Origin of the sequence: Tritonibacter aquimaris (genome assembly GCF_009617595.1) — a bacterium.
GTDB classification, from domain to species: Bacteria; Pseudomonadota; Alphaproteobacteria; order Rhodobacterales; family Rhodobacteraceae; genus Epibacterium; species Epibacterium aquimaris.
On the sequence record NZ_WIXK01000002.1, the window covers coordinates 16,497 to 32,442 of the forward strand.

Annotated in this window: 15 protein-coding genes; 7 read left to right on the plus strand and 8 right to left on the minus strand. The window is 57.1% G+C overall.

Going from position 1 to position 15,946, the window contains the following annotated elements; all coding sequences use genetic code 11:
• Window positions 1-61: 61 nt before the first annotated feature.
• From GG681_RS03635 to GG681_RS03645, 3 genes are all read right to left on the minus strand, one after another.
• Entirely contained in the window at window positions 62-1,345 is a 1,284-nt protein-coding gene (locus GG681_RS03635) for an ABC transporter substrate-binding protein (protein WP_153545223.1), read from the minus strand.
• Window positions 1,346-1,434: 89 nt separating this feature from the next.
• Window positions 1,435-2,511 carry a branched-chain amino acid ABC transporter permease gene (locus tag GG681_RS03640; protein ID WP_153545225.1) on the minus strand — a complete coding sequence of 359 codons (1,077 nt, stop codon included), beginning with the start codon at window positions 2,509-2,511 and terminating at the stop codon, window positions 1,435-1,437.
• 77 nt (window positions 2,512-2,588) lie between these two features.
• A complete protein-coding gene (locus tag GG681_RS03645) occupies window positions 2,589-2,885 on the minus strand; it encodes a hypothetical protein (RefSeq protein WP_153545227.1) in 297 nt (98 codons plus the stop codon).
• Between the two features lie 115 nt (window positions 2,886-3,000).
• Here GG681_RS03645 and GG681_RS03650 point away from each other — a divergent pair, with 115 nt between their 5' ends.
• On the plus strand, window positions 3,001-3,339 hold the full coding sequence (locus tag GG681_RS03650; protein ID WP_153545229.1) for an SHOCT domain-containing protein: 339 nt from the start codon (window positions 3,001-3,003) through the stop codon (window positions 3,337-3,339).
• Between the two features lie 69 nt (window positions 3,340-3,408).
• Here the strand turns inward: GG681_RS03650 and GG681_RS03655 are convergent, their stop codons facing one another.
• The 3 genes from GG681_RS03655 to GG681_RS03665 all read right to left on the minus strand — a co-directional run bounded on the left by GG681_RS03655 (window position 3,409) and on the right by GG681_RS03665 (window position 7,287).
• A complete protein-coding gene (locus GG681_RS03655; protein WP_153545231.1) occupies window positions 3,409-4,395 on the minus strand; it encodes a branched-chain amino acid ABC transporter permease in 987 nt (328 codons plus the stop codon).
• Between the two features lie 30 nt (window positions 4,396-4,425).
• Window positions 4,426-5,265, minus strand: coding sequence for an ABC transporter ATP-binding protein (locus GG681_RS03660; protein ID WP_408057654.1), 840 nt, complete (start codon window positions 5,263-5,265; stop codon window positions 4,426-4,428).
• 84 nt (window positions 5,266-5,349) lie between these two features.
• Complete coding sequence (locus tag GG681_RS03665; protein ID WP_153546104.1) at window positions 5,350-7,287, minus strand: AMP-binding protein; 1,938 nt, start codon at window positions 7,285-7,287, stop codon at window positions 5,350-5,352.
• Between the two features lie 347 nt (window positions 7,288-7,634).
• Between GG681_RS03665 and GG681_RS03670 the strand changes: the two genes are divergently transcribed.
• The 6 genes from GG681_RS03670 (at window position 7,635) to GG681_RS03695 (ending at window position 13,150) form a co-directional block, all read left to right on the plus strand.
• Window positions 7,635-9,551, plus strand: a complete 1,917-nt coding sequence (locus GG681_RS03670; RefSeq protein ID WP_153545235.1) for a hybrid sensor histidine kinase/response regulator — start codon at window positions 7,635-7,637, stop codon at window positions 9,549-9,551.
• Window positions 9,548-10,264, plus strand: a complete 717-nt coding sequence (locus GG681_RS03675) for a response regulator transcription factor (protein WP_153545237.1) — start codon at window positions 9,548-9,550, stop codon at window positions 10,262-10,264. The genes GG681_RS03670 and GG681_RS03675 overlap by 4 nt, the downstream gene beginning before the upstream one ends.
• Window positions 10,265-10,398: 134 nt before the next feature.
• A complete protein-coding gene (locus tag GG681_RS03680) occupies window positions 10,399-10,638 on the plus strand; it encodes a WGR domain-containing protein (RefSeq protein WP_153545239.1) in 240 nt (79 codons plus the stop codon).
• Window positions 10,639-10,805: 167 nt separating this feature from the next.
• Window positions 10,806-11,459: a histidine phosphatase family protein gene (locus tag GG681_RS03685; protein ID WP_153545241.1), complete on the plus strand. Its 654-nt coding sequence runs from the start codon at window positions 10,806-10,808 to the stop codon at window positions 11,457-11,459.
• 10 nt (window positions 11,460-11,469) lie between these two features.
• Window positions 11,470-12,087, plus strand: coding sequence for a glutathione S-transferase family protein (locus GG681_RS03690; RefSeq protein ID WP_153545243.1), 618 nt, complete (start codon window positions 11,470-11,472; stop codon window positions 12,085-12,087).
• Window positions 12,088-12,097: 10 nt separating this feature from the next.
• Window positions 12,098-13,150, plus strand: coding sequence for a saccharopine dehydrogenase (locus tag GG681_RS03695; RefSeq protein WP_153545245.1), 1,053 nt, complete (start codon window positions 12,098-12,100; stop codon window positions 13,148-13,150).
• 54 nt (window positions 13,151-13,204) lie between these two features.
• Here GG681_RS03695 and GG681_RS03700 read toward each other — a convergent pair whose 3' ends face one another.
• On the minus strand, window positions 13,205-14,524 hold the full coding sequence (locus GG681_RS03700) for an adenylate/guanylate cyclase domain-containing protein (RefSeq protein ID WP_153545247.1): 1,320 nt from the start codon (window positions 14,522-14,524) through the stop codon (window positions 13,205-13,207).
• A gap of 3 nt (window positions 14,525-14,527) precedes the next feature.
• Window positions 14,528-15,937: a DNA recombination protein RmuC gene (gene rmuC / locus GG681_RS03705; RefSeq protein WP_235899721.1), complete on the minus strand. Its 1,410-nt coding sequence runs from the start codon at window positions 15,935-15,937 to the stop codon at window positions 14,528-14,530.
• Window positions 15,938-15,946 lie beyond the last annotated feature (9 nt).

Consider the following 15,946-nt stretch of genomic DNA (forward strand, 5'->3'; position numbering starts at 1 on the left):
CCTCCTCTATTCTATCTCTTTGTCACCCCCGGGCGGACACGCCGCCCAGGGATGTGCTGCATCACTTGCAGCGTTCTTCGATGCCGTTTTCAGCGGCAAATGCATTGGAGTCTTCATTGACCAGCGCGCCGATGACTTCACCATCGGTGGGCTTAAAGCCTGAGATCAGAGACCAGCTCTTGGTGTCTGCGTCCCACTGGGTCACACCCACCAGACCAAGACCGCCGTGGTTTTCACAAGACACGTTAAAGCTTGGTCCAAAGTTCGGCATGCCAAGGGCTGACATTTTAGCTTCGTCGATCACCAGTGCTTCCATACCATCGCGCATCATAGCTGCGTCGATGTCTGCGGTGCCATGCAGCTCCTGTGCGGTTTTGGCGGCCTCAACAGCCAGCATCGCCGCGTAAAGACCACGGTTATACAGAACCTTACCAAGGTTATCGCCTGCGCCCGCCGCAAGACCACGATCCACCACATATTCCTGCAGATCGTCAAACACCGGGAAGTCATCGCCCACATTGTGGAATGTCACCGACTTATAGCCATCGGCCTTGGCACCCGCAGCAGCAACGTCATGTTCTGCACCGGACCACCAAACACCAATGAAGTCTTCCATCGGATAGCGGATGTTGGCCGCTTCCTGGATCGCCACCTGGTTCATCACGCCCCAGCCCCACATCACAACGTGATCCGGACGGTCACGACGGATTTGCAGCCATTGGGATTTCTGCTCCTGACCCGGGTGATCAACCGGCAAGGTTTTCAGAGTGAAACCATGCTTTTTCGACAGCTCTTCCAGGGTGCGGATCGGCTCTTTGCCATAAGCAGAGTTGTGATAAAGCAGCGAGATTTTCTTACCTTTAAGATCGCCACCGTTCTGCTCAAGCAGGTGGTTGATCACACCGGATGCACCGTTCCAGTAGTTCGCCGGGTAGTTAAACACATGGCTGAACACTTTGCCGTTTGCAGCCGAAGTACGACCATAACCCATCGTGTGAAGTGGGATGCCATCCGCGGTCATTTTTGGGATCAGCTGATAGGTGATGCCTGTGGACAGCGGTTGATAAATCAGCGCGCCCTGGCCTTTGGTGGCCTCATAGCATTCCACACCTTTTTCGGTGTTATAGCCGGTCTCACATTCAATCACGTTGGCTTTGACGCCGCCGATACCACCGTCGCGCTCATTTACCAGGGTGAAGTAGTCATTGTAGCCGTCAGAAAATGGCACACCACCGGCTGCATAAGGCCCTGTGCGATAGCTCAAATCAGGAAACACCAGATCTGCAGCGGCCGGGCTGGCCAGTACCATCGCCGCCACTGCGGCTCCGATCAAATTGCGTGTCATATTGAAATCCTCCCTATTCAACTCTCTTCGTTGTTGGTTCGGCGGGCCACTTGCGTGTCCTCCTCCCGCCGATTTGCGCCGTTCCCGCCTTAGTGCGGGAAGGGCCACAATCTCAGTTTCTCTTTGATCACGCGCCACATCTGCGCCAACCCGTGGGGCTCTACGATCAGGAAAAACACAATCAATGCGCCGACAATCACCAGCTGGAAATGCGCCACAATATCCGTGGGCCAGCCCAGAATATCCACGCCCAGAACCTTCAGCACCACCGGCAGCAGCACCAGGAAGGCTGCGCCCGCAAAGGAGCCAAAGATCGAACCAAGCCCGCCCAGGATCACCATGAACAGCACCAGGAATGATTTCTGGATGCCAAAGGCCTCGCCGACTTCAACCGCACCAAGATACAGCGCAAAGAACAGAGCGCCGGAAATCCCGATGAAAAAGCCCGAGACGGCGAAAGCTGTCAGTTTGGCTTTCAGCGGGTTCACCCCGATGATTTCAGCAGCAATATCCATGTCGCGGATCGCCATCCAGCTGCGGCCAATGGTGCCGCGGGTCAGGTTGCGGGCAATCAGTGCGCAGAGTGTCAGGAACACCAGGCAGAACAGATAGGTCGCCCAGGCCGGTGCATTGGGGCCGGTGATGACAATGCCCAACAGATCCCGCTCAGGCGCGTTGATCTGACCAGAAGCCGAGTAGTTGTAAAACCACGGCACCCGGTTAAACAGCCACACCAGAAAGAACTGCGCCGCAAGCGTGGCCACCGCCAGATAGAAGCCTTTGATGCGCAGCGATGGCAGGCCAAAGGCAACACAGACCGAGGCCGTGATACCCCCAGCCAGCAACACATGCACAACCATCGAAAGTTCCGGGAAGCTGGTCATCAACTTGTAACAGGCATAAGCGCCCACCGCCATGAAGCCCCCGGTGCCCAAAGATACCTGACCACAGTAGCCCACAAGAATATTCAGGCCGATGGCAGCAATCGAATAGATCAGGAAGGGCAGCAGAATTGCATTGGCCCAGTAATCATTGATGATGAATGGAATAATCCCATAAGCCACGGCCAGTACCGCATAGTAGCGATAGCGATCAAACCGGATCGGGAAGGTCTGACTGTCCGCCACATAGGACGTCTTGAAATCCCCCGCCTCACGATAAAACATGATGTCCTCCCTTATGGACCTGTGTCTTTGCGCCAGTGTCTGCGATGCGCTGCCCTAAGTACGGCATGCACCTGCGGTCACGCTTTTTCATGGCGCTGTTCCTCTTTGCCGCTGTGGGTTTCACCCCATTTGGCCTGTGCCCGGTCCCGCTCCTCACGGGTGCTCCGGTTCGAAGCCGCGGCCAATCCTGTGTGCTCGGCAATGCGCATCAGCTTGAGATAGCCGACCATCCCGCCCAAAAGCCCAAGCGCTCCCAATGCGACAGCGATCGAAAGTTCACGCTCGCTGTACCCTTCCGAGCTCAACGCCAAGTAGCCAAATGCCCAGAAACCGGACCACGCCACTACGTTGAGAAGACCAAGAATACGGATCATATCTGCCTCCCCTGCGGTTAAGGTGCTGTTTACCAATTTGTCAAAAATCCCAGCCTTGCCACATTCTGCCCCAATCTCCGTGCCAGGTTTTCCGTGGGTAAAGTGAGTGGAAACAATGACGGCAATCCTGGAGGAAGTCCGCCGGCTAGAAAGCGCGCGGAAGCGTGGGGATATTTCCCCTGATGAATTCGAAACAGCCAAATCAGCCTTGTTAGGCACTGTTGAAGAGGTGCGCGTCACCCCAACAGCGCGCCGGGCCGCTGCAACCAAAGTTTCAGATGATACCGAGCCGACCTCAAATTTGTTGTCGCTCTTGGTCATCGGCTTTTGCGGCGCAGGCATTTTGACCTTTGTCCTCGGACAGCTGATTGGTGACATGACCATTGCATTGACCTTGGTAATCACTGTCTTTGCAGCGGTTCTGGTCAAGGCGGCCAAACGGTTGGAGCAATAGGCCCCAGCCTGGTCACCAAGGTCCGACCACGCGCGGCCAGTCATGCTGGCCGCACTGGTCAGGTGTGGATTACACCCGTTCAATGATCTTCTCCCCAAACAGGCCTTGCGGACGGAACACCAGGAACAGCAGCGCCAGTACATAGGCAAACCAGTTCTCGGTCGCGCCCCCAACCATCGGGCCGATCAGGAATTCAAACAGTTTCTCACCCACACCGATGATCAAACCACCCACGATCGCACCGGGGATTGAGGTGAAACCACCCAGCATCAGCACCGGCAGCGCTTTCAGCGCAATCAGCGACAGTGAGAACTGCACCCCGGATTTGGTGCCCCAGACAATGCCTGCAACCAGTGCAACAAACCCTGCAAGCGACCACACCAGAACCCAGATAAAGTTCAGCGAGATCCCAACCGACAGCGCTGCCTGGTGATCATCGGCCACCGCACGCATCGCCCGGCCTTCGCGGGTATACTGGCTAAAGATCACCAGCCCTGCCACCAAGAGCCCCGCAATCACCGTCGCCACCAGATCGAGATTGTCGATAAAGAAGCCGTAGCCAAAGATGTTGTAGGTGCTTTCATCGATCAAGGTGTTGATGCCCTGCGGCAGGCCAACATCCAGCGTCTTAAGCTCGGACCCCCACATCAGATCCGCCACACCTTCGAGGAAATAGGCAAGCCCGATGGTGGCCATAAACAGGATGATCGGCTCTTGCCCCACCAGGTGGCGCATCACCAGAACCTGCACAAGCCAGGCCAGGACAACCATCACCACAACCGACAGCGCGATGGCCAGAATACCCGGCAGCGTCCAACCAAAATGGGTGACATGTCCGCCGGTCATGGCGTTGATCAGATGGGCAAAGGGCACCTGCCCCTGCATGATCCCCACCAAGGTCATTGCCGCAAACAGCGCCATCACGCCCTGCGCATAGTTAAAGATACCCGAGGCTTTGTAAATCAGTACAAACCCCAGCGCTACCAGCGCATAAAGCACCCCGGCCATCAGCCCGTTCAGGGTGACTTCCATTGCAAAAACAAGTTGTTCAGGCATCACGCACCCCCTTGGTCTGTCATAAAGATTTTAGTCATGTGCCACCCCCAGATAGGCGTCGATCACCTCTTGGTTGTTGCGCACTTCATCCGGGGTGCCGTCCCCGATTTTCTTGCCGTAATCCATCACCACCACACGGTCGCTCAGATCCATGACCACGCCCATGTCGTGCTCGATCAAGGCGATGGTGGTGCCAAATTCATCATTCACGTCGAGGATAAAGCGGCTCATGTCCTCTTTTTCTTCAACGTTCATCCCGGCCATCGGCTCATCCAACAGCAACAGCTTCGGCTCCGCCGCCAGGGCACGTGCAAGCTCTACCCGCTTTTTCAAACCATAAGGCAGGCGAGCCACCGGGGTTTTGCGGATGTGCTGAATTTCCAGAAAGTCGATGATATGTTCGACTTTCTCGCGGTTTTCGGTCTCTTCCGCCTCGGCGCGCCCGCGCCACAGGGCCTGCTGAAAGAGATTGGCCTTCATATAGTTCAGCCGCCCGGTCATCACATTGTCCAGAACGCTCATGCCTTCAAACAGCGCGATGTTCTGGAAGGTCCGTGCGATGCCCTGACGTGCCACCTCATAGGGGCGCAGCGGCGCACGTTTTTTGCCGTGAAACCAGACCTCACCCTCCTGCGGCACGTAAAAGCCGGAAATCACATTGAGCATCGAAGATTTGCCCGCCCCATTGGGGCCAATGATCGCGCGAATTTCGCCTTCACGAATATCAAAGGAGATATTCTTGATCGCTTCCACCCCGCCAAAGCGCAGTGTGATATTGCGCAGATCCATCACCACATCACCAATGGTGCGGCCATCCGCGGTCACATAACCGCCCGTCTCAGTTGTCTGATCCAACATGTCAGCCTCCATTGATCTGGCTTTGCTCATTTGCCCAAAGGGACGGTGGGCGGGGCGATGTCCGGCCTTGCCGGACAAGCGTCGTACCATCGTGCCTCATTCTGCCGCCTCCAGCCGCTGAACCGTCTTAACCTTGGCGTCCAGAACGCTCAGCGTGGCGCGAATGGCCCCTTTGCGCCCATCTTCATAGGTCACTTCAGTCTCGGTAGAGACCTGCTGCTGGCCGCCATAAAGCGCACCCAGAATGTCGGCGTATTTGTCTTCCACAAAGCCACGGCGCACCTTACGGGTGCGGGTCATCTCGCCGTCATCGGCATCAAGCTCTTTGTGCAGCACCACAAAGCGATGGATCTGGCAACCCGACAACATGTCATCTGCCGCCACCGATTCATTCACCTCCGCCACATGGTTGCCGATGGTTTCCAGCACCTGCGGATGGCCCGCAAGCTCCTGATAAGACGCATAGGCGATATTGTTGCGCTCTGCCCAATTGCCCACGGCGGTGAGGTCGATATTGATAAAAGCGGTGCAATAATCACGCTCATTGCCAAACACGACCACTTCCAAAATATCCGGGAAGAACTTCAGCTTGTTCTCCACATATTTGGGAGCAAACATCGCACCGCTGGCCATTTTGCCAACATCCTTGGCACGGTCGATAATGCGCAGATGGCCGCTTTTTTCTTCAATAAAGCCCGCATCCCCCGTGGCGACCCAGCCCTCAGCATCTTTGGTGCCTGCGGTGGAATCCGGGTTGTTGAAATATTCCACAAACACCCCCGGTGAGCGGTAGAAGATCTCACCGCGATCATCGATTTTCAGCTCAACCGCGGGGGATGGCACGCCAACGGTATCGGCGCGCACTTCGCCATCCGGCTGCTGGGTGATGAAAACAGTGGCTTCGGTCTGACCATAAAGCTGTTTCAGGTTGATGCCGAGCGAGCGATAGAAATCAAAGATCTCCGGCCCGATCGCTTCACCCGCAGTATAGCCCACGCGAATGCGGCCATAGCCCAGCGTATCTTTCAGCGGGCCATAGACCAGCACATTGCCCAGCGCATATTTGGCGCGATCCAGGAATGACACCGGACGCCCATCCAGAATATCACCACCAACCTTCTTGGCGTGCTTCAGGAAGTGGTGGAACATCTTGCGCTTCAGCGCCCCCGCATCTTCCATGCGGATCATCACATTGGTCAGCTGGCCTTCAAACACCCGTGGCGGTGCAAAGAAATAGGTCGGCCCGATTTCGCGCAGATCGGTCATCATCGTATCCGCGCTTTCCGGGCAGTTGGTACAAAACCCACACCAATAGGCTTGCCCAACAGAGAAGATGAAATCCCCCACCCAGGCCATCGGCAGATAAGACAGGATGCTGTCACTTTGCTGCAGATGATCAAACTGGGAAGAATTCTTGGCGGTCTCAACCACATTGCGGTTTGACAGCACCACGCCCTTGGGCTTGCCTGTTGTGCCCGATGTATAAAGCATCACACAGGTGGTGTCGTAATCGGCCTTGTCAGTGCGGCGATTAAGCTCTGGCATCAACTCCGCATGATAGGCACGCCCACGGGTGACGATCTCTTCATAGCCATGCAGATGTTCATGCTCATATTTGCGCATGCCGCGTGGATCGAGATAGATCATCTGCTCAAGGCTGGGCAGCTGATCTTGCACCTCCAGCACCTTGTCGACCTGCTCCTGATCTCCGACGATTGCAAAGCGCGCGCCGCAATTGCCCAGGATATAGGCCATCTCTTCGGCGACGCTGTCCTGATAGACTGGTACCGGCACCGCGCCCACGCGCTGCGCCGCAACCATCGCCCAATAGAGATAGGGGCGATTACGCCCGACGATGGCGATAAAATCGCCTTCTTTCACACCCAGATCGAGCAGACCCAGCGCCAAACCATCAACCTCTTCGGCGGTCTCAGCCCATGTCCAGCTCTGCCAGATGCCAAATTCTTTTTCCCGATAGGCGGGCGCATCGGCATATTTTTCCGCATTGCGCCGCAACAAGGCAGGCAGAGACATATCCCCACCCGCGCGCTCTCGCACTTCAGCCACTTTGTCTTCCTCCCTTTGCGCCTTCTCGCCGGCCCCTCGTCATCAGGGTCTCAGGTTCCTTACCCGCTGGACCCCCCTCCAAAGCTGATCCATTCGCGACGGCACATCAGTAGATTGGCCTGTAATCTTGTCAGCAAGTTTTCCCAATCCTTACGAATTGTTTCAAAGGCGATGAATCTTGCAAGCCTCAGTGAAAACAGGAGAAAAAGCGGTGGGGTTTCGAAAAACCTGTATAATCTCCCCACAACGTTACGGCACTTCCTGCATCAAATACTTGCCAAATGTTTGGGTGATGTTAGCCATAAGAGCCAGAAATGGACCGGATCGACCCCACATATTCCGAGATGACCGCGGCCGGGTTGAACCTGATTGCCCAGGCTATCTCCATCTATGACGCTGAGCTGCGGCTCGCGGTCTGCAACCAGCGATTCCAAGATCTGTTTTCCCTGCCCGACGCGCTGGTCACCCCTGGTGCCTGTTTTGAAAACACCGTGCGCTTCATCGCTCAAAGTGGCGATTATGGCGACATCGACGATATCGAAACCTTTGTGGCCCAACGCATTGCACAGGCGATGACGTTTGAACCACACTACTTTGAACGCACCCGCAAAAATGGTGACGTGATCTCAGTTGAAGGTTCCCCGCTGCCCCAGGGGGGCTGGGTGACAGTCTATACCGACATCACCCGTGCCAAACGCGCGGAACAGATGCTGCGCAGCCGGTCCGAAGAACTCACCGAGCAGCTCATCACCCACACCGAAGAGCTTTCTGCCACCAACCGTGAGCTTGAAGCTTCAAACATCGCGCTTGAGGCCACCAAACGCGCGCTGTCGCTGAACGAACGCCGCATTCGCATGACCACCGAGATGATGCCCGCCCATATTGCGCATCTGGATCGGGACGGGCGCTACACATTCACCAACCGCCGCCTCAGCGCGGTGTTTCCGGGTCGACCCACCGATATTTTGGGCATGCATATCTCCACCGCCTTGGGAGAGACGGCCTTTGCCAAAATCGAACCCCATCTGATCGCCGCCTATCAAGGTGCGCGCCCGGTGTTTGAATTTACTGAAGATCATGACAGCCGCCGTATTCGCGTGGCGCTTACCCCGGATGGCACCGGCGGGGTTTATGTTTTGTCGATGGATATAACCGAAGAAACCCAGGCCCGCGTTGCCCTACAACAGACCCGCCGCCGCGATATGGCGGCGCAGATGACCAATGGTCTGGCGCATGATTTCTCCAATCTTCTTACGGTAATTTTGGGCATTCAAAGCAAGCTCACCAAAATGGATCTGGGCGCGGAAGCGCAGCAGCTTGTTGGGGCTACCAAATCCGCGGCTGAACGCGGTGGCCGTTTGCTGCACCGCATCTCGCAGATGACCGGCGTACGCCCGTTGCGCACCCAGGCCACCAATCTTGGCGCGCTGCTCGAAGAGATGAAGATCCTCGCCTCGCCCGCATTGCCCCGTGGCATTGGGCTTTCGGTTGTCAATCACACCAAGGCGCAATTGTTGCTGCTGGATGCGGGCAAACTACAAGACGCGATTTTGAACCTCATTTTGAACGCGCGTGACGCCTGCGCCAGTGGCGGCAGCGGCGGCCAGATCACTGTCAGTGCCCATGAAATCGGCCAGACCTGGATCGAAATCACCGTGACCGACACCGGCACAGGCTTCAGCGCTGAGGCCTTGGAACAGGGGCTCAACCCGTTTTTCACCACCAAGGGCAGCGCCGGTTCCGGCCTTGGGCTTGCGATGGTCTATGACATGGTGAAACTCACCGGGGGCAATGTAGCTCTCAGCAATACTATCTCAGGTGCCTGCGTTACCCTGCGCCTGCCCTATCGCCGCGCGCCGCGGGCCAGCGGCGGCATGGCGCTTCTGGTCGAAGATAATGACAGCCTGCGCGTCACCTACCGCGAAATGCTCACCGATCTGGGCTATTCGGTGATTGAAGCCGTCTCAAGCCAGGAAGCACTGGCGCTGCTGCGCGATCTGCCTGATATTGTGCTGGTGCTCTCGGACATCAAACTCAAAGGTGGCGACACCGGTCTGGCCCTGCTCGATCAGCGCACGCCTGAGCTGTGCCATATCCCGGCGGTGCTGATGACCTCGGCACTGACTTCAGACCCGATTTTCCGCAGCGCGCTGAAAAAAGCCCCAGTGCTGCAAAAGCCCTTTACCACTGATCAATTGGCCGCCCTTATCGGCCCAGAGGCAGACTCATGACCCCCGATCCCTCATCCGCGCTTGTGACCATTCTGGATGATGAACCGGAAATCCGTCAGCTGTTGACCGAAACGCTGGAAGATGCCGGGTTTCAGGTTCAATCCTTCAGCCGCGCCCGCGCCTTTGAGGCAGCGCTGAACCGGATCACTCCAGACGTCTGCCTGATCGATCTGTCGCTGCCTGATACCGATGGGCTGGCGCTGGTACATCGTTTGGCGCAGGCACATGGCGCATCGGTCATTATCATTTCAGGCCGCGCACAGGTGCAGGACCGTGTCACCGGGCTCGAACTTGGTGCTGATGATTATATCACCAAACCCTTTGACCCGATCGAGGTGGTCGCCCGTGTCCGCGCCCGGCTGCGCTCGGGTCCGCGCGCGGCGCAATCGGGCCAGGCCAATGTGGCGCGGTTCACCGGCTGGCAGGCCCATTTTGACCGCTTTCTCCTGCGTGCCGACAGCGGCGAAGATGTGACCTTTTCGCAGGCCGAAGGCGAGGTTTTGCGCCTGTTTCTGGAAAATCCCAAACGACTGATTTCGCGCACCCAGATGCAAGAAAGCCTTGGAGGCGTTGCGGGTGACAGCTTTGATCGTGCGATGGATGTGCGCATATCCCGCCTACGCACCAAGCTGCGCGATGATCCCAAAAATCCCAAGCTGATCAAAACCATCTATGGCGCGGGCTATATCTTTTTGGATGATGTGATCTGGTAATTATTGCAACAGCCTGTGTATAAACGCCCAATAGGCGATGGTGTTAACAATCATTAACAACATATGGTTGTGTAAACAGCACCCAACACTACATATGGATTGAATTGCGTCTTTTTCCGCGCTAACATTATCTCATGACAACCTGTCTGCTCTATAATCACCGCGCAGAGCAACGCACGCGCTACTATCGCATCGAACTGGCGATGAACCTGTTTCATGAGGTCTCGGTGTTGCGCGAATGGGGGGTGTCCGGGGGCAGCGGCCAGAGCGTGATTAACATCTATGGCAACCTGCGTGAGGCCTCTGAGGCCGCCGATGTCCACCGTAACCGCATGTTACAGCGTGGCTATTTGCGCGACGCCCCGACCCACTGACACTGGCCACGCGCCCAAAGGCCCGCGAAATATTAATGCGCCGCGCGGTCATATTTTGTTAGCTTGTTTCGCACGCGAAACATAGTGAAATCAGCATGTTATTCTCCCCCTATCTTTCTGCGCGTGCAGGGTTTTATCTGCAGATCTAAGTGTCACAGGAGACCCCCATGAGCCAGATTACCCTGGTACGCCACGGCCAGGCCAACACCGGCGCGCGCGATGAAGAAAGCTATGACCGGCTCAGCGATCTTGGTCATCAACAGGCCCGCTGGCTCGGCGAGCACCTGCGCGCCACCGATCAGTTTTACACTCGGTTTTATAGTGGCACGCTGACCCGCCACCAGGAAACAGCGGGCTCAATGTCGATGGATCTGCCGCTACAGCAAGACGCACGTCTAAATGAGATGGAGTATTTTTCCCTCGCCACCGCTATGGAAGAGCAATTCGGTGAACCCATCCCATCCGAGCGTGAGGGATTTGCCGACCATATTCCCAAAGTCTTTTCCGCCTGGGCCAACGGACGTCTGCAAGATCCCTATGAAACCTGGGAAAATTTTCAGTCCCGCACCCAAGCCGCGCTCAAAGACATTGCTCAGGGGGATGGCCCTGCATTGGTTGTCACCTCTGGCGGTGTAATTGGCATGATCATGCAGCACTGTCTGGACCTAGACCCAAAGGCCACAGCGCGCATTGTGCTGGCGATCATGAATTCGTCGCTTCACCGGCTTTACATAATGAACGGGGTGATCAGCCCGGATCTCTTTAACGCGGTCCCGCATCTGGACTGCAAGGAACGGCGTTTCGCACAAACACACCTCTAAAGGATCTCTCATGCAGCTCTATTACGCGCCCAAAACAATTTCTGTCGCCGTCGCCATCGCCCTCCATGAGGCTGGCCTCGATTTTGATGCGATCAAAGTGGATTTTGCCAGCGCTGAACAAACCAAAGCCGCCTATGCCAAGGTCAATCCCAAGGGTCGGGTGCCTGCTTTGGTGATCGGCGGGGAAAAGATCCTGACAGAAACCGGCGCGCTGCTTGAACATGTGGCGGATCTGGCACCCGATGCGGGGCTGCGCCCTAAGGGTCCCATTCAGGCCGCCCGCATGCGCGAGGTGATGTTTTATCTTGCCTCCACCATGCATGTGAACCACGCCCACAAACTGCGCGGCCACCGTTGGGCCGATCTTGCAAGCTCCCATCAGGACATGACCGCCAAGGTGCCTGAAACCATGGCCGCCTCATGCGCCTATGTCTGCGATGACGTTTTGGCCGGGCCTTATGTTTTGGGCGATCAGTTCTCGCTTGCGGATATCTATCTCTATGTGGTCTGTACCTGGCTCGACGGGGATGGGGTCGATCTTAACCAATTCCCGAAGATCCAGACCTTAATGACAACGATGGAACACCGTGCATCCGTTAAATCCGTGATGGATGCAGACATGCTGTAAGGAAACGCCAATGACACACCTCTGGGTTCGCGCCGAACAACGCCAAAACGAAGACCGCGTGGGGATCACCCCCGCTGGCGCAAAGGCGCTCCTCGATGCGGGTGTCAAAGTCACCGTAGAAGACAGCAAAACCCGCGCCATCGGAATTGATGGCTACCGTGATGCGGGCTGCGACATTGCGCCGGAAAACAGCTGGCCCGATGCACCGCGTGATGCAATCATCTTTGGCCTTAAGGAACTGCCCGAAGATGACACCCCACTGCCGCATCGCCACATTATGTTTGGCCATGCCTTCAAAGGTCAGCATTCCGGAAAAGCCCTGCTTGATCGGTTCAAGGCGGGCGGCGGCACGCTTTATGATCTGGAATATCTCGTTGATGCAGACGGCCACCGGGTTGCCGCCTTTGGCTATTGGGCGGGATATGCCGGTGCTGCGGTCACGCTCAAAGCCTGGGCCGCGCAGCAACGCGGTGCAATCTGCGGCCCCGTCGCGGCATCCCCAAACAAAGATGCGCTGATCGCGGATCTCTCCCAAGAGCTGTCCCAGCTCAAATCTTCGCGCCCCAATGCCATTGTGATTGGCGCCAAAGGGCGGGTTGGCCGTGGCGCTGCGGATCTGTGCGAAACACTGGGCGTGCGTGTCACCCAGTGGGACATGGAAGAGACCGCCCATGGGGGGCCGTTTCCGGAAATCTTGCAGCATGATCTGTTCTTCAACTGTATCTTTGCCCGCCCCGGAACGCCGATCTTTGTGCCGCGTGATGCAGTGGCTGAGAACCGCAAGCTCAGCGCCATTGGCGATGTGGCCTGTGACCCCGACAGCGATTACAACCCGGTGCCGGTCTATGATCGCGCCACCAGCTGGGATGTGCCAGTGCTGCGCGTCGCCGAAGATCCAGTGCTGGATGTGATGGCAATTGATAACCTGCCGTCCATGCTGCCACTTGAAAGCTCGGAAGACTACGCCGAACAGCTGCTGCCCTCGCTGCTGACGCTTGCAAATCTCGACAGCGGCGTCTGGGGGCGGGCTTATGAAACCTTCCGCCAGCACATGCCGCAATAGCGGGCTAAAACAACGGTCCAACAAAACGGGCCAGACTGAACAGCCTCAAAACGCTCACAGCGCGCGGCGTGCAAAGAGGGCAATGTCCCCCGCCCGCCCGCGCAAGAGCTGACCGTCCAGCGCAATCCAATCGTTGCGCGCGGGCGTTCCCTCTGTACTGCTCTTGGCGGCGCTCAGCACTGCGTCTGACACCAGAAATGCATAACCCACCTCCTTGCATTTTTCCTGCAAGCGAGACGCCACATTCACGGTGTCGCCCATCACGGTGTATTCAAGCCGGTCCCGCGTTCCAACCACACCCACAAACACCTGCCCATAGTGCAGTCCAACCCCAACCGCGACCGGCTCTTCGCCCTGGGTCACGCGGGCCTCTGTCCATTGTTTCACCGATGCATGGATCGCCAAACCACAGTTGATCCCACGTGCAGCGGCGTCTTCCCCGGTGAAAAACACCATCGCCCCATCACCAATGTATTTGTCGACAATGCCATTCTCAGACCGCACAGCCGCTTCAACCCGGCGGCGGAAATCGGTGATGAAATCTCCCACATCCTGCGGATCGCGCCCCTCGGACCAACGGGTAAAGGCGCGGATATCAACAAACAGAACCGCAGCCGATTGGTTGCGCCCTTTACGCAGCGCACCGGGATCCTGCACCGCCAGCTCTCCCGCCACCTGTTGCGGCAAATAGCGGGTCAGATTGGCCTTTTGCTGCGCCTCCTCAATCGAGCGACGCAACAGATCTCTCATGCGCAGCGCTGCAACCACCAGCACAGCTCCTGCCAGCGCAATCATCGCCAGCCGCACCATATTGGGCTGCAGATCCAGCGCCATATCCAGCCGCTCCAGCGCCTGCAGATCGTCTCTGCGCCCCGGCACAAAGTGCATAACACCAAGGCCAAGCACCACCAGGGCCACAGAATAAATCTGAACCGCAGGATTGAACCGCAGCACCGCAAACGCCAATACAATCGGCACCAGCCAGACCGACGGCTGCCCAAACACCAGATTGCCCGCAAAGCCCGCGTTTATCAGGCTGAGCCAGCTGTTGACGATCATAAATCCACAATCGGCAGTGGCGACCACCCAGATCATCCAGGTCTGAAACCACCCCCGTCTCAGCAGCCATAGGCTCAACAGCCCCAGCACCAGATAGGCCGCCAATGTGGTTGAGGCGAGCATAATCTGGCGCATAACATGGCTGCGCCCCTCTTGCGGCAGATCCCCGACCGCCAGAAACAGCGCAACAAACAGGCCCAGAGCAACGCCAATGCGCAACAGCGCCACCAGATGTTCCGCGTCCAATTGCGCCCGGCGGATCACATCACTGTCGATCAGCAAACCAGCCGGGATAAATTTACGCGCTCTGAACATGATCTAACTGTCGCTTTCGAGCAGCGCCATCTGGCGCGGCTCTACTTCAACCGCGCCGGGGTCTTCCAGCTCATCTTGTGAGGCCACAACCCCCATGGCTTCAAAGCGGCGCGCAGACGGCAGCACCCGCGATTCCAATGAGCCCACAGCCTTGTTGTAGTGATTGACGGACGCCGACAGCGATTTACCGACCGACGCCAGATTGCGCGAAAACACATTGAGCCGGTCATACAGCTCCTTTGCAGTTTTCTGCACTTCAATGGCATTTTTGGCCATCTTCTCCTGCTGCCAGCCATAGGCAATGGATTTCACCAGCGCCATCAATGTGGTTGGCGTAGCAATCAGCACTTTGTGCTCAAAGGCGTATTCGATCAGCCCCGCATCCACATCCGCCGCCGCAGAAACAAAGGTTTCGCCGGGGATGAACATCACCACAAAATCCGGGGTCTCGGCAAAGGCGCTCTGATAGGTCTTGCCGGAAAGTTGTTTCACATGGGTGCGCACATGCTGGGCATGGCGTTTCAGATGGGTTTCCTGATCTTGCGGGGTCTCGGCTTCGATCGCATCGAGATAGGCTTCCAGCGGAGTTTTGGCATCAACGATGATAGAGCGCCCACCGGGCAGACGCACCACCGCATCCGGGCGGCGCTGGCCTGCATCGGTTGCGACGGATTTCTCCAGCTCATAGTCCACATGTTCGCTCATGCCGGCCATTTCAAAAACCTGCCGCATCTGCATCTCGCCCCAGCGACCACGGGTTTTGGGCGCGCGCAGCGCCTGCACCAGCCGCCGGGTTTCCCCGCCAAGCGCGGCCTGACCATCGGCGAGCGTTTTCACCTGTTCCTTGATCGCGCCATAAGCCTCATTGCGGGCCTGCTCGATTTCTTTGATGCGGTCGCCGAACTGACCCAGTTTTTCGTCCAAGGGTTTCACCAGGCTTTCAATCGCCTGATGACGTTTCGCAAGATCCTGTTCGGCGGTTTTACTGTGGCTCTGGAAACGCTCGCTCACCAGGTTGAGAAAGCTTTCGGAATTTTGCTTCAGAACACCCGATGCAAGCGACGCAAACTTATGCTCCATCTGCTGGTTCATCTGGCGCAGCTCTTCCAGTCGGGCTTCGTGTTGCGCCGCCATGGTCTTGATTTCAGCCTCAGCTTTATGGCGGGCTACAAGTTCATTTTCATGGATGCGGCGCAGGGTTTTGGTTTCGCCTTCCAGATCCGGCAGGCGGGCCACTTCGGCCTCAAGCGCCGAGGCATGGCTGCGCAGATCGCTGACCCGTCCCTCTGAATGTGTCAGCGCAGTGCGACTGCGGCTGAGCGAGATGAGCAGCACAAAGACCAGCACCCCTAGCGCGGCAATTGCATAGTGCAACGGCGTCAGCGGGCCGATGGTCTGGATCAGTTCTTCCAAAGCGCGCGC